Below are 14,455 nucleotides of genomic sequence, written 5' to 3' on the forward strand. Positions count from 1 at the left end.
GCTTACTCCGCGTCGATGGTAGACACGCCCAGAGTGATCTCCTCCAGCACATCCAGCAGCACCTTTACCGTGTCCAGCGAAGTGAACATGGTCACATTGTTTTCCACCGCAGCCCGGCGAATTTCAGAGCCGTCCGAGTGACTGTCGCCGTGGTTAATATCAATGGTGTTAATCACATAGGCAATGTGCCCCTGGCGCAGTGCCATCAAGATTTCGTCGCTGTCATCCTCAGTGAGCTTTTGCCGCACCCGGGTGCGAATGCCGTGGTCTTTCAGGTACTTGGCGGTGCCCTCGGTGGCTTCGATATTAAAGCCCAGGTCGTAGAACCGACGGATCAACGGCAGCGCAGTAGGCTTGTCCTGATCCGCAATGGTCACCAGCACCGTGCCGTAGTTAGACACATGCAGCCCGCTGGATTGTAACGCTTTATAAAGAGCGCGGGTCAGGCTCTTGTCGTAACCGATCGCCTCGCCGGTGGACTTCATCTCCGGGGACAGATAAGTGTCCATCCCTTTCAGCTTGCTAAAGGAGAACGCAGGCGCCTTCACATACCAGCGCTTTTTCTCCGTGGGATACACATCCGTAATGCCCTGCTCTTTTAAGCTGTGGCCCAGGATCACCTGGGTGGCAATGTGCGCCATAGGCACGGAAGTGGCCTTGGACAGGAACGGCACCGTGCGGGAAGAACGGGGATTCACCTCGATCACATACACATCGTCGTTGCTGTCTGCAATAAACTGGATATTGTAAAGGCCCACAATGCCGATGGCCGTACCCAGTTTAACGGTATAATCAATAATCTTGTCCTTGACCGCCTGGCTGACGGAGAAGGTGGGGTAGATGCTGATAGAGTCGCCGGAATGTACGCCGGTGCGCTCCACATGCTCCATAATACCGGGAATGAACACATCTGTGCCGTCACAGATGGCGTCCACCTCCAGCTCTTTACCCATAATGTATTTATCCACCAGCACCGGCTGATCGGTGTTAATCTCCACAGCCGTTTGCAGGTAGTGGCGCAGGCTCTCCTCATTGGCAACGATCTGCATGGCACGACCACCCAATACAAAGGAGGGGCGCACCAGCACAGGATAACCGATGGAGGCGGCAACGCGCACGCCCTCTTCAATATCCGTGACCGCCAGGCCCTTAGGCTGGGGAATGTCCTGTTTTTCCATTACCTTTTCAAAGCTGTCCCGGTTCTCTGCCCGGTCAATGGCAGCCACATCGGTGCCGATGATGGGCACACCCAGCGCGTCCAGCGGAGGCGCCAGGTTAATGGCGGTCTGACCGCCAAGGGACACTACAATGCCCAGGGGCTGCTCCAGCTCGATCACATTCATCACATCTTCCACCGTCAGCGGCTCAAAATACAGCTTGTCCGAGGTGGTGTAGTCGGTAGACACGGTCTCCGGGTTGTTATTAATGATAATTGCCTCGTACCCGGCGTCCCGAATGGACCAAATAGCGTGCACGGTGGAGTAGTCAAATTCCACGCCTTGACCGATGCGAATGGGGCCGGAGCCAAGCACTACGATCTTCTTTTTATCTGATACAACGGACTCATTCTCCTCCTCATAGGTGGAGTAGAAGTACGGCACATAGGAGTCAAACTCAGAGGCACAGGTGTCGATCATCTTATACACCGGGAACAGCTTGATCGACTTGCGCAGGTTAAAGACTTCCGCCTCCGTCATACCCCACAGCTGGCCGATATATTTGTCGGACACGCCCATTTTTTTGGCGTCCCGTAAGGTCTGTTCATCCCGGGGATTGGCTCGCAATACCGCCTCAAAGTCCACAATGTTCTTGAACTTTTCCAAAAACCACATATCAATCTTCGTGGCATTATAAATGCGGTTCAAATCGCAGCGCAGCCGGATGAGCTGGGCAATGGCGTACAGCCGATCATCGGTGCCGGTGTGGATATAGTCCAGCAGCTCCTCTTGACTGTAAGCGTCAAACTTCTTCATATACAGATGGCAAACGCCAATCTCCAGGGAGCGCACCGCCTTAAGCAGGCTCTCCTCCATGGTGCGACCTACGCTCATCACCTCGCCGGTGGCCTTCATCTGGGTGTTCAGCGTATTGTTGGCATCGGCGAATTTGTCAAAGGGGAACCGGGCGATCTTGGTGACCACATAGTCCAGGGTAGGTTCAAAGGAAGCGGGGGTGTTGGCAATAGGAATCTCGTCCAAATGCATACCCACGGCAATCTTGGCGCTGACCCGGGCAATGGGATAACCGCTGGCCTTGGAAGCCAAGGCAGAGGAACGGCTGACGCGGGGGTTCACCTCAATGAGATAATACTGGAATGAGTGAGGGTCCAGCGCGAACTGTACATTGCACCCGCCCTCGATCTTCAGCTCCCGAATGATCTTCAAAGCTGAATCACGGAGCATCTGGTACTCTTTGTTGGTGAGGGTCTGAGAAGGAGCCACCACCACAGAGTCGCCGGTATGGATACCCACCGGGTCAATATTCTCCATATTACAAATGGTAATGGCGGTATCGTTGGCGTCCCGCATCACCTCATATTCTACTTCTTTATAGCCCTTAATGCTCTTTTCCACCAGCACCTGGTGCACCGGTGACAGAGCCAAGGCATTTTTCAGCATCACACGGCACTCTTCTTCATCATCCGCAAAGCCGCCGCCGGTGCCGCCAAGGGTAAAGGCCGGGCGCAGCACAACGGGATAACCGATCTCTGCAGCAGCACGCAGACCGTCCTCCAAGGTCTCTGCGATCTCTGAGGGCAGCACTGGCTCCCCCAGTCCCTGGCAAAGTTCCTTAAACAGCTCTCGGTCCTCAGCCCGCTCAATGGACTCAAAGCTGGTGCCGAGAATTTCTACATCGCACTCTTGCAAAACGCCTTTTTTCGCCAGCTGTACCGCCAAGTTCAGACCGGTTTGGCCGCCCAAGGAAGGCAAGATAGCGTCCGGGCGCTCATGACGAATAATACGCGCCACATATTCCAAATTCAGTGGCTCCATATAGACTTTATCGGCAATATCCGTATCGGTCATAATGGTAGCCGGGTTAGAGTTGATGAGCACGACTTCATAGCCCTCCTCACGCAGGGCAAGGCAGGCCTGGGTGCCGGCATAGTCAAACTCCGCCGCCTGGCCAATAACGATGGGACCGGAGCCGATCACCAATACTTTATGAATATCTGTACGCTTAGGCATGGTTCTGCGCCTCCTCCATCAAATCAATAAACCGGTCAAACAAATAGGCACTGTCCTGGGGACCGGGTGCGCTCTCCGGGTGGTACTGCACGGAGAACAGCCGGTTCTCCGGGGAGGCCACACCTTCAGCTGTGCGATCCAGCAGATTCATGTGGGTCAGCTCCAGCTCCGTGCCGGCCAGGGAGGCCACATCCACCGCATAAGAATGGTTCTGCGAGGTGATCTCGATCTTGCCGTTCTCCAAATGCTTCACCGGGTGGTTACCGCCCCGGTGGCCAAACTTCATCTTAAAGGTCTTCGCTCCCAGCGCCAGGCTGATCATCTGGTGCCCAAGACAAATGCCGAAGATGGGCAGCTTGCCCTTCAGCTGCCGCACCACTTCGATCACCGGGGTCACATCCTCCGGGTTACCGGGACCGTTAGACAGGAACAGTCCGTCCGGATGCATACGCAGGATCTCCTCCGCTGTGGTATCATAAGGCACGACCGTCACATTGCAGCCTTTTTCGTTCAGCTTGCGGATAATATTCAGCTTTATCCCGCAGTCGATGGCTACCACATCGTACTTATGGTTAGGGGTGCGGGAATACCAGCGCTTTTTGCAGCTGACCCGAGATACCATATCTGTGGGAATAGTGTAATTCTTCACCTGCCACAAGGCACTGTCATAGGGCATATCCGCCGGGAAGATGCCCACTTTTTGGCTGCCTTCGTCTCGAATGATGCGGGTGAGCATGCGGGTGTCAATCCCACTGATACCGGGAATTCCATATTCCTCCAGCACCTCAGACAGGGTCTTGGTATAGCGGAAATTGGAGGGCTGATCGTTGTATTCCCGCACAATCAGGCCGCCCATGGTGGGAATCTTGGTCTCATAATCCTCATCGGTCATACCGTAGTTGCCGATGAGCGGGTAAGTCATCACAACCATTTGATCTGTATAACTGGGGTCGGAAACAATCTCCTGATACCCCACCATAGAGGTGTTAAACACGATCTCGTTAATGGCACTCTTATCTGCGCCAAAGCCGTAGCCAAAGAACTGCTTGCCGTTCTCCAGAACCAACTGCTTATCGTAAGGCTTCATATACTACTTCTCCTCTCCATACCGTCAATCTGTTTTTGCCCTGCACCTGCCAACCGGCAAAAGGCGTTGCCCTGCCCATGGTCACAAACTTGTCCGGGTCTACCGTCCAGTTGCAGTCCGTATCCAGCAGGCACAGATCCGCCGGTGCGCCGGTAACAATCTCGCCAACCGGCAGGTCAAATATTTCTCTTGGCCGCACGGCCATCATTTGAATCAGCTTTTCAAAGGTCATCACGCCGGTGCGCACCAGCTTGGTGTACAGCACCGGGAATGCCGTTTCCAGACCCACAATACCCATGGCGGAACCGGACAGACCCTTCTCTTTTTCCGCAGCACTATGAGGTGCATGGTCGGTGGCGATCACATCCACCGTGCCGTCTGCTACACCCTCTAACAGGGCTTCCCTATCGCTGCGACTGCGCAAGGGCGGGTTCATCTTGAACCGACCGTCCTCCTGTAAGTCCTCATCACACAGAACAAGGTAGTGGGGACCGGTCTCGCAGGTGACGGGCACGCCGCTTTTTTTCGCTTCTCGAATCACTTCCACGCTCTCCTTGGTGGAAATGTGGCACACATGGTAACGACAACCGGTATCCGACGCCAGGCGGCAGTCCCGCTCAATCATCTTCCACTCAGAGGCGGAAGAAATGCCCCGGTGACCGTGCGCCTTGCAATAAGCGCCGTCGTGAATGTAGCCGCCATTCAGCAGATCGTTGACCTCACAGTGGGCGGAGATCACCTTGTTCAGCGCCTTGCATCGCACCATCGCTTCTCGCATTAAGGCCTCGTCCTGCACACCGCAACCATCGTCGGAAAAGCCCACCACCTTTGGTGACAGCGCTTCAAAATCCACCAATTCGCCACTACCTTTGCGCCCCTTGGTAATAGAGGCAAAGGGCAAAACCTGAATTTTGGCATCCCGGTCAATGATCGCCTGTTCCTCTGCCAAATGAGCCAGGGTGTCCGGCGCCGGGGTCAGATTGGGCATTGCGCAAACGGTGGTATAACCCGCCGCAGCTGCCGCCCCGGACCCGGTGGCAATGGTCTCCTTATAAGAAAAACCGGGCTCACGGAGATGCACATGCACATCAACGAAACCCGGTATAAGGAAATACTGACCCCTTGCGTCAAAAAGGGCATTGACCCCATCAGAGGAAATGGAGGTGCCGAGGGACTTTATTTTGCCTCCCTGTAAGAGGACATCTGCCGTATGAAACCCGCCGCCGTTCCAGCAGCGCGCGTTCTGAATAAGCAATGTCATATTCTGTACTCTCCATCAAAATTGCTGTTCGTTCTAAACAGATATTATACTGGACACAAGACCTAAAGTCAAGACATAATTTGATTACAAAACGGTGAATTCCGTCGCCGCAAAAGCAATGCGCGAGCCCCCTCCGGGGAGAGGGCTTATCGGCATTTATTTTGCGGACGATTGCGCCTGTTCCTCTTTCATTTCTTCCAGCAATTTTTCATGCACCGCATCCTGCTTTTTGCGCACAACAGAGGCAGGAATAAAGCAGAACACCATAACCGCGGCGGCACCCAAGAACAGCTCCATGGGATACACAATATCCGCGCTGTCTGTAACGCCTTTATTATACCGATTGATAATAAACTGGGCAATCAGCGGTCCGATAATCATAGGCACCAACACATACAGCACCATACGACAGCCCTGGAACAGACCCTCCCGGCCCTTTGGAATGCAGTCCCGATAGGAAGCGGTAAACAACCCTGCCATCACCAGGGTTACACCAATCACCAAAATGCCGCCGACAATTAAAATCGCCAGTTCCGCCTTTAGGTTTTTGCCTACGAAAAACTTAGCGCTCCAAATAACTACGCAGCCGATGATCCCGGCAATAATGGTGGGATAGAAAAAGTGCTTTTTGCCCACTTTATCCATAGCGGTACTCACCAAAACGGAGCCTACGGCCGCCGCCAGGCCAATAATAGCCACCGGGACAATATAGTCCTTGATTTGCAGCGTGCCCTCAATAATATTGAACAAATAGTTCACATAGATCTGGTATGCAATAGCCGCCACCATATTGCCGGACAGACAAACATACAGCAACTTGTTTTCTTTGATGACTTTCGGGTTTAAGCTATACACAAAGTCGGCCAGAAAATTACCGTCCGTCTTTTTTTGCAGACCCGGCTTGTCTTTCATCAAGAACACGCCGATCAGGCCGCCGACAGTGGGAATAATACCCAGGAGCATAAAGAACTTTTTCCAGTCGTCGGTAGTGGCAGCGGCATTGGTCAGTCCGTCAAAGCCAACAAACACAACGGCAATGGCCAGCAGCGGCAGCACTGCCAAAATGGTATCTACCTTGCTGCGGTTGGCGGTATTCGTTATATCTGTGATCCAGGTATTAAAGGACGCATCGTTACTGATGGAACCGATCACAGACATCACGCAGTCCATGACAACCACCAAAATCACCATGGCCTTGACTTTATCCGGCGCCGGCTGCATAGGGATCAAGGCAAAGGCCATAATGGTAAAGCCCCAGATCACATACCCCCAGGTGATAAACACCTTGCGCTTGCCGGTACGGTCGCAGATGGCGCCGCCCAGCAGCGTAGACAGCGTAGCAAACAGTGCGGAGAACGCCACCATCAGCGTAGTGGCATAAGGCGCGCGGGTAATCTCATTTTGCATAAAACGGCTGAAATACATATTCTCTACCACCCAGGCAATCTGGCCGATCAGCCCAAACAGCAGAATGGAGGTCCAGGTGCGCCCTGACAAAGCGCCCGGATTCTTTGCTTTCATAGTCATTCCCCCTAAAACAGAATAGAGTTGCCCTATTCTTTGGCTTATTTTACCACATTCTATTGAAATTGTGAAGAGAATATAGTAAAATAGAACAAAATTATTTTACAATTTCCAATGATTTGCCCATTACACAACCTGTCATAGCCATTAAGGAGGACCCGCGATGATAGACCGCAAAACTTACCTGATTCTGCCCGGTGACTACAAGACCTTAAAGAGCGATTTTTTGGGAGCCTTGGAGGCAAGCGGAAAAGATGTACTGGTGCTCACCGACTGCGTCACATTAAAAGTGGGCAAGACTCGCTTTATCATTTCTCCCCTGTTTGCGCCCATTGACCCAAAGCGAATCGTCTCAAAGGCGTTTACCAAGGAGGAGTTCACAGCGTTAATGACCGAGTACCACGAGGGCTGTACCCCGGAGGATATTGAATCGCTGCGTTTTGTGCCCCACATTGTGGAGTTCATTGAGGAGGACGGCAGAGAGATTCTTTCCAGTTCTTACTCCCAATATCAGTTCTTTAAGCAGTACCCGGTTACGGACACTGCCTATGCTTGTACCGGCTTTCAGGTGACTCGCGTTTGAGCCTATAAATCTTCTATAAAAAAGGGGCGGTTTGTGTACCGTCCCTTTTTTCACAGAAAGTGACTTGCTTCTTTTGACAAGATATGCTATCCTAAGTAATCGAATGGATTTATCTCATAGGAGCAACAAGCAATGAAGCGAATTCCTCAACAGCATGATATGAAACGGCAGGAAATGATGGAAAAATGTTTTGCCTGCTATGCGGAAAACGGATTAACCGGAACCGGCACCCAGGCGCTGGCAGAAGCCTGCGGCTGCACCAAAGCCAACCTGTATGTTTATTTTAAGAATTTGGACGAGCTGATTATCGACTCCACCGCCTACTGTATGTCCAAGGTGGAGGACGACTTTTTGGCCATGGCGCCCACAGACCCAAAAGATGTAATGCGGTTTCTTGAGGAAGTTCCCTACTGGACCGCCAAAAAGCACGGCAAAAAATATCGCCTGATGTACCAGGTTTACACCTTGCCCAAGTACATTGAACACGGCAAGAAGTTCTTTCAGGGGGTCAACGAGCGTTACACCCAGTACGCAAAAGAGCTGGAGCCGAAGATCGGCATTCCCTATACGGTCATCACGCCGCTGATCTTTATTTTTGTGCGCGCCAGTGTGCACTATGCTATGTTTGAGGATGAGTATTATCTGAAAAGTCAGATAGAAGTGCTCAAGCAAAGTGTACTGCTATTTCTTGAAAAGTATAATAACCAGTATCTGAAACCCAAAGACGAATCGAATTAAGAATATACAAAAGCCGCCGACACTTGTCAGCGGCTTTTGCCTATTTATTTGCCGGCTTTTCCGGCTTTTCTTTCTTCTGCTTTGGTTCTTTCTTCGCCTTTTCTTTCGGTTTTGGCTCTTTTCTCTCTTCCTTTTCTTTTTTCTCTTTATCGGCCGGTTCTTTCTTCTCTCGCGAAGTGCGGCGCAAACCGGATTTGGTGCGGCTTGCCTCCTCCGGGGCAATCACCGCGTCCAGACGCTTAATGTAACTCTCAATCTTCTCTTTATAGAGCAGGCGGGACAAATCGCTCACCGCCAACTTCAATGTATGCTCCAGCAGGTGACGCTGATCCTCGGTAATGCCGGTCACGGAGTACAGCGTGCGCAGCATATCCCCGGCGTCAAAGCTCCGCAGAGCCTCATAATCGGTAATGCCGGCGCTTTCGAAAAAGTCAAACAGGGTCTCAAACACCGTCTCCATATTTTCCGGCCCCACATCGTCCATCACCATCTTGATGTACTTTTCAATAAACAGAGACGCCTCGTCTCGACTGGGCACATAGCAAAAGCGGTCGTCCTCCACCACCCAGGAGGCAGCCTGGTGCTGCTTTAAGCCCTCGTTCTCGCTTTGTACAATCTTGGTATCTGCATTGTGCTCCAACAGACAGCCGATCACCGACCGCTCCGGCACATAAGAGAACAGACGGTCCCGCATTTCCAGGTAGTCATAACGGTGCACCATAGGCTCCGGGAACCCGGGAGCATCATATTCATACACGCCTCGAATGCGCTTTTTCAGTGAATTGGAGCAGGACACGGCGGCAAAAACGGCCAAATTGCCGCCCTTGGAGTGGCCGCACACCCGCACATCGCCCTCGGTCAGAGACGCCGTCTCTTGAAAATAGTACAACGCCTCGATCTGGGCCGGCACCGGGAACATATAGCTGAGCATAGCCGACTCTTTCACCCCGGTAATGCTGGTATCCGTACCTCGGAACGCCACCAACAGGCTGCCGTCGTTCAGGTGAAAGCCAACGGCGGAAAACTGCTTGTCGATCTTGATGTTTACATTATTCACATAAGCGGACAGCCGGGTGTTGCCGTAACGGCGCGTGTCTGCACACAGCTGCAAAAGATAAATCGCCTTTTGCACAATGCCGATCTCATTGTCGATCTCCTCCGCCGGGTGCAGAGCAAAATACTGCCGCGCCGCATCGTCCAGCAGGGTCTGGAACTGGGCGTCTGCGCCCCCAACGATCCCCGCATAGTCCACATACGCCAGCTGAGAAAAGATCAGCCCATCTACCTCATTAAAGGGCATTTCGTTAAAATCCCGGTCGCCATACCGGGCAATATAGGCTTCATAATGGGCCATAAAATCACCGCCAAAAGGATTTTTTTCATTTTAACATACGCAGCAGCGGCGGTCAAGCACACGCCCGACCGCCGCAACGATTTTACCAATCTACATATACAGACTTCACATCGGAGTACGCGCCGTAGACGGTTTTGCCCTTGCTGTTCTTTTTAACTGCACGGACTTTTACATAGTAGGTCTTGCCTTTGGTAACCTTTTTCTTAAAGGAAGTGCCTGAGGCAGTGCCCAGCTTCTTGTAACTGCCGTCTTTCTTGGTAGCGTAATACACCTGGTAACTCTTCGCTTCCCGCACGGCGTTCCACTTAACGCTCAGCGTGCCGTTCTTGGCGCTGACTTTCACGCCAAGTACCTTGCCGAACTTGGTCTTGGCCTTGCACTCTTTACTGGCTTTGCCGCTAAAGTTTGCGTCGCAAATGCGGTTCACGCCAATTACACGGAAGCGGTAATTGGTAGACCCGGCCATGTTCTTAAAAGTATAGCTGGTGCCGGTAACGGTGGCATAAGTCTTCCACTTCTTTTGGCTGACTACATACCGCTGCACCTTGTACCGATTGGCGTACTTGGCCTTTTTCCATGTGAGTTTTACCGTGCTGCCGGTGGTGGCGGCTTTTACGCCGCTCACCTGCGCCGGCGTTTTGATAACTTTATAGTCGATCTTGAAAGAATTGTTTTTATTGTTTTTATTGTATTTCTTGCACTGCTTTTCCATTCTTGAGCCGGGCATGCAGTAAATTTTATAGTTTACTAAACTGATGTCGCCTTTTCTGTCCTCTTGAAAATGCGTATTTTTGCCTTTTATGACAATTGTCGCATCACCGATTACATCGCAGCCCTGATAGTTGCGCAAAAATCTATCATTCAAATAACCAACAGACGCAGGTATTACAATACTTTTTAAACTATAATTACACAGTGCCGAATCGTCTATCGTCTTTAATGTGCTGGGCAGCACAACCTTTTCTAAGGCGTCAAAAGAGCCACTAAAAGCAGCTGCACCTATTTCCGTAATGCCCTCGCCGATCACCAGTTTCTTCACATGACGGGTAATATCCACATACCAACTGGGATAAGTGCGGCGTATAATAAGCTCCTGCAAACGCGGATCATTTGGATCCGTAATCACTTCGGCAATATCGCCATTAGGATTACGAATGGTTATGGAGGCGTCCGATATATAATCTTTTTCAGTTACATAGCTGTCGTATTCTCTCCCGCTAAAGCCCATGTAATACGCTGGAATTTTGCCTTTGCCTTTTATATACAGTGTCTGTGTGTCAGCGTCATAAAGTGATGTTAAATTATCCGCTTTCACCTTAGCCGCCTGGGCAGTTATACTGCCAAAGCACAAGCAACTAAGCAACATAACCAAACTTAAAAATACAGATAATGTTTTTTTCATAACAAGCACCTCTCTTTCTTGTTTTAATTTATACTCATACTTTCACGGACTTTACATCGGAGTACGCGCCGTAGACGGTTTTGCCCTTGCTGTTCTTTTTAACTGCACGGACTTTTACATAGTAGGTCTTGCCTTTGGTGACCTTTTTCTTAAAGGAAGTGCCTGAGGCAGTGCCCAGCTTCTTGTAGCTGCCGTCTTTCTTGGTAGCGTAATACACCTGGTAACTTTTCGCTTCTCGCACAGCGTTCCACTTGGCACTCAGCGTGCCGTTCTTGGCGCTGACTTTCACGCCCAGCACCTTGCCGAACTTGGTCTTGGCCTTGCACTCTTTACTGGCTTTGCCGCTAAAGTCTGCGTCGCAAATGCGGTTCACGCCAATTACTCGGAAGCGGTAATTGGTAGAGCCGGCCATATTCTTAAAGGTGTAAGAAGTGCCGGTAACAGTGGCATAAGTCTTCCACTTCTTTTGGCTGGCCACATACCGCTGCACCTTGTACCGATTGGCGTACTTGGCCTTTTTCCAGGTGAGTTTTACCGTGCTGCCGGTGGTGCCGGCTTTTACACCACTCACCTGCGCCGGCGTTTTGATGGTTGAATAGTTTACTTTTCGAATATCCGGATTCTTATCAGCCAAGTTTGCCTTACACTGCTTTTCAACAGCAGAACCGGCGTAGCAATAGACATGCTTTGCAAGGTCGCCGACTCGCAGATCACTTACCTTTGTCTTCTTGCCGAGGAAAATACAGTTAGATACATTCGCATCAAAAGCGAAATTATCAACAGTCTCTAAATTGGCGGGGAATACTACACAATCCATCTTGCAAATAGCAAATGCACAATCAGCGATACTCCGCAAAGTAGATGGGAATACCACTTTTTGCAGATTGGGGAAAGAATAGCTAAACGCGAATCGGCTAATTCTTGTGATCCCCTCTTCGATCACCAGTTTCTTCACATGACGAGTAATGGACACATACGGTTCAGGATAAATTCTGCGCAAATTGATTTCATCGTCCATTTCGCGACTTCTAAAGGTGTGAATTTCACCATCGTCTTCGGGCCAAGACAATACATAGCCCTCCTGCGCATACAGCTCGCTTTCCAAATAATCTTCATACTGAAAAGTATCCCAGCCCAGGAATTTCTCCGGAATCACGCCCTTACCGCGAATATACAGCGTCTGCGTTTCCGGCTCATATAAATATGTAATTTTTGTCTTCTTTTCCGCCGCCTGAGCAGATATGCCGCCTACGCAAAGACAGGTAAGCAGCATTACAAAACTTAAAAATACAGATAATGTCTTTTTCATTTGTTCTTCTCTCCTTTTTGTCAGTTAATGAAACAGCAACACAAAATATGTGCAAATCACCTCCAACTTTATCATTTCTTCATTCTTTATTCTCAACTAAACAATAACACATTTACAATAAAAATTCATTATACAATTCACACAAACATTTGCGGTACATTTTAGCAATAACTGCCAATTAAATACCCCCGGTACAAGGCGTACCGGGGGTTACAAATTTATGGGATAAAATTGAATTTTAATAAATGCCCTGCGCCAGCATAGCGTCTGCAACCTTTTCAAAACCGGCGATATTGGCACCGGCCACCAGGTTGTAGCCCAGGCCGTAGCGCTCTGCGGCTTCTACGGAATGCTTATGAATATTGATCATCGCCTGGTGCAGTTTGGCGTCCACTTCCTCCGCCGTCCAAGACAGGCGCTGGGAGTTTTGACTCATTTCCAAACCGGACACACAAACGCCACCGGCATTGACAGCCTTAGACGGTGCAACGATCAGATTCTTTTGATCCATTAAGTAATTGAGGGCGTCCGCAGTGGTGGGCATATTGGATACCTCTATGTAGTACTTCGCGCCGTTGGCAACGATCTTCTTGGCGTCCTCCAATGTCACCTCGTTTTGGGTAGCGCAAGGCAGGATCACATCGCCCTTAACGCCCCAGGGCTTCTCTCCCGGGTGGAACTCTGCGCCGAATTTGTCTGCATAGTCCTGCACGCGGTCGCGACCAGAGGCCCGCATCTCCAGCAGATAATTGATCTTCTCCTCCGTGGCGATACCGTCCGGGTCGTACACATACCCATCCGGACCGCTGATGGTCAACGCCTTGCCGCCCAGCGCAGTGATCTTCTTAATCGCGCCCCAGGCCACATTACCGAAGCCGGAAACCACAAAGGTTTTGCCCTTGATATCATCGTGCTGGTGCTTAAACACCTCACAGGTATAGTAAATCGCGCCGTAGCCGGTGGCCTCCGGGCGAATCAAAGAGCCGCCGTAGGACAGGCCCTTGCCGGTGATCACGCCGTTCTCAAATGCATCAGAAATACGCTTATACTGACCAAACAGGAAGCCGATCTCCCGGGTGCCTACGCCAATATCGCCGGCAGGCACATCCACATTGGGGCCGATATGCCGGTACAGCTCTGTCATAAACGCCTGGCAAAAGCGCATAACCTCACCCTTGCTCTTGCCCCGAGGGTCAAAGTCCGAGCCGCCCTTAGCGCCGCCCATCGGCAGGCCGGTCAGGCTGTTCTTGAAGGTCTGTTCAAACCCAAGGAAATACATAATACTGGAGTTCACGCTGGGATGGAACCGCAAGCCGCCCTTATACGGGCCAATGGATGAATTGAACTGCACACGGTAGCCTCGGTTGATACGGGTCTTGCCGTCGTCGTCCACCCAAGCCACACGAAAAGTGATCAGTCGGTCCGGCTCCACCATACGGGTAAGAATATCGTCCTCCACATACTCTGGGTGCTGCTCAATCACCGGTGTCAGAGAGCTAAACACTTCTTCCACGCTTTGGATATACTCAGGCTTGGCATTATCCCGGCGCTTAACGGTATCAATTACGCTTTGAATATATGCATTCATACAAAATCCCCCAGGCAGTTATAATTTGGTACTGAACAGAAACAGAATTCTGTCCAGTACTCCTTGCCAAATTCATCATAACATCATTAAATGCAAATTGCAACAGAAAAGTGAGCGATTACTCACGATTTTTTTATTATTTTTTCGTGATTTTCTCTATTTTTATGCGTTATTCGCCAAGAGTTTTGTATTTTATGCGCACGGTCTTTCACATTTTTGTCTTAGACATAAAAACAGACGGCAGCAAAAGCGCTGCCGTCTGCAAGGTTGCCATTAAAACTGGCTGTCGTCAAAGGGGTCGCTGCCGCCGCCGGTTTCGTTTCCGTTTTGACCGCCGGACAGCGTGTACAGATCCCCGTCCATCAGATGGAAGTGTACCACTTCCGCCTCAGGCTTGATATATTTCAGTTTCTTCATACTG

At 50.8% G+C, this 14,455-nt stretch carries 11 protein-coding genes; 2 read left to right on the plus strand and 9 right to left on the minus strand.

Translation table 11 applies throughout. From position 1 onward, the window contains the following. Window positions 1-2 precede the first annotated feature (2 nt). From carB to OGM59_04390, 4 genes are all read right to left on the minus strand, one after another. On the minus strand, window positions 3-3,188 hold the full coding sequence (gene carB, locus OGM59_04375) for a carbamoyl-phosphate synthase large subunit (GenBank protein ID UYI91699.1): 3,186 nt from the start codon (window positions 3,186-3,188) through the stop codon (window positions 3-5). Beyond that, a complete protein-coding gene (carA, locus tag OGM59_04380) occupies window positions 3,181-4,275 on the minus strand; it encodes a glutamine-hydrolyzing carbamoyl-phosphate synthase small subunit (protein UYI91700.1) in 1,095 nt (364 codons plus the stop codon). The genes carB and carA overlap by 8 nt, the downstream gene beginning before the upstream one ends. Continuing rightward, complete coding sequence (locus OGM59_04385; GenBank protein UYI91701.1) at window positions 4,259-5,536, minus strand: dihydroorotase; 1,278 nt, start codon at window positions 5,534-5,536, stop codon at window positions 4,259-4,261. The genes carA and OGM59_04385 overlap by 17 nt, the downstream gene beginning before the upstream one ends. 156 nt (window positions 5,537-5,692) lie before the next feature. After that, a complete protein-coding gene (locus tag OGM59_04390; protein ID UYI91702.1) occupies window positions 5,693-7,057 on the minus strand; it encodes an MFS transporter in 1,365 nt (454 codons plus the stop codon). A 166-nt stretch (window positions 7,058-7,223) separates the two neighbouring features. Between OGM59_04390 and OGM59_04395 the strand changes: the two genes are divergently transcribed. Both OGM59_04395 and OGM59_04400 read left to right on the plus strand, forming a co-directional pair. Next, on the plus strand, window positions 7,224-7,643 hold the full coding sequence (locus OGM59_04395; GenBank protein UYI91703.1) for a hypothetical protein: 420 nt from the start codon (window positions 7,224-7,226) through the stop codon (window positions 7,641-7,643). Between the two features lie 132 nt (window positions 7,644-7,775). After that, complete coding sequence (locus tag OGM59_04400; protein UYI91704.1) at window positions 7,776-8,381, plus strand: TetR/AcrR family transcriptional regulator; 606 nt, start codon at window positions 7,776-7,778, stop codon at window positions 8,379-8,381. A gap of 40 nt (window positions 8,382-8,421) precedes the next feature. On the opposite strand, the gene OGM59_04405 is transcribed toward OGM59_04400, so the two are convergent. The 5 genes from OGM59_04405 to OGM59_04425 form a co-directional block, all read right to left on the minus strand. Then, complete coding sequence (locus OGM59_04405; protein ID UYI91705.1) at window positions 8,422-9,735, minus strand: DUF2974 domain-containing protein; 1,314 nt, start codon at window positions 9,733-9,735, stop codon at window positions 8,422-8,424. A gap of 82 nt (window positions 9,736-9,817) precedes the next feature. Continuing rightward, complete coding sequence (locus OGM59_04410) at window positions 9,818-11,137, minus strand: fibronectin type III domain-containing protein (GenBank protein ID UYI91706.1); 1,320 nt, start codon at window positions 11,135-11,137, stop codon at window positions 9,818-9,820. Window positions 11,138-11,171: 34 nt separating this feature from the next. Beyond that, window positions 11,172-12,446 (minus strand): fibronectin type III domain-containing protein, encoded by a 1,275-nt coding sequence (locus OGM59_04415; protein UYI91707.1) that lies wholly within the window; start codon window positions 12,444-12,446, stop codon window positions 11,172-11,174. 238 nt (window positions 12,447-12,684) lie between these two features. Next, a complete protein-coding gene (gene gdhA / locus OGM59_04420; GenBank protein ID UYI91708.1) occupies window positions 12,685-14,034 on the minus strand; it encodes an NADP-specific glutamate dehydrogenase in 1,350 nt (449 codons plus the stop codon). Between the two features lie 273 nt (window positions 14,035-14,307). Then, a complete protein-coding gene (locus OGM59_04425; protein UYI91709.1) occupies window positions 14,308-14,451 on the minus strand; it encodes a hypothetical protein in 144 nt (47 codons plus the stop codon). Window positions 14,452-14,455 lie beyond the last annotated feature (4 nt).

This window comes from Oscillospiraceae bacterium, from assembly GCA_025757685.1.
Taxonomy (GTDB): Bacteria; Bacillota; Clostridia; order Oscillospirales; family Acutalibacteraceae; genus CAG-217.

What these genes read in the sequence shown, in the direction of transcription:
- OGM59_04400 (UYI91704.1), top strand. Translation starts at nt 7,776, where the DNA reads ATGAAGCGAATTCCTCAACAGCATGATATGAAACGGCAGGAAATGATG.
- OGM59_04410 (UYI91706.1), bottom strand. Translation starts at nt 11,137, where the DNA reads ATGAAAAAAACATTATCTGTATTTTTAAGTTTGGTTATGTTGCTTAGT.
- OGM59_04385 (UYI91701.1), bottom strand. Translation starts at nt 5,536, where the DNA reads ATGACATTGCTTATTCAGAACGCGCGCTGCTGGAACGGCGGCGGGTTT.
- gdhA (UYI91708.1), bottom strand. Translation starts at nt 14,034, where the DNA reads ATGAATGCATATATTCAAAGCGTAATTGATACCGTTAAGCGCCGGGAT.
- carB (UYI91699.1), bottom strand. Translation starts at nt 3,188, where the DNA reads ATGCCTAAGCGTACAGATATTCATAAAGTATTGGTGATCGGCTCCGGT.
- OGM59_04425 (UYI91709.1), bottom strand. Translation starts at nt 14,451, where the DNA reads ATGAAGAAACTGAAATATATCAAGCCTGAGGCGGAAGTGGTACACTTC.
- OGM59_04405 (UYI91705.1), bottom strand. Translation starts at nt 9,735, where the DNA reads ATGGCCCATTATGAAGCCTATATTGCCCGGTATGGCGACCGGGATTTT.
- OGM59_04390 (UYI91702.1), bottom strand. Translation starts at nt 7,057, where the DNA reads ATGAAAGCAAAGAATCCGGGCGCTTTGTCAGGGCGCACCTGGACCTCC.
- OGM59_04395 (UYI91703.1), top strand. Translation starts at nt 7,224, where the DNA reads ATGATAGACCGCAAAACTTACCTGATTCTGCCCGGTGACTACAAGACC.
- OGM59_04415 (UYI91707.1), bottom strand. Translation starts at nt 12,446, where the DNA reads ATGAAAAAGACATTATCTGTATTTTTAAGTTTTGTAATGCTGCTTACC.
- carA (UYI91700.1), bottom strand. Translation starts at nt 4,275, where the DNA reads ATGAAGCCTTACGATAAGCAGTTGGTTCTGGAGAACGGCAAGCAGTTC.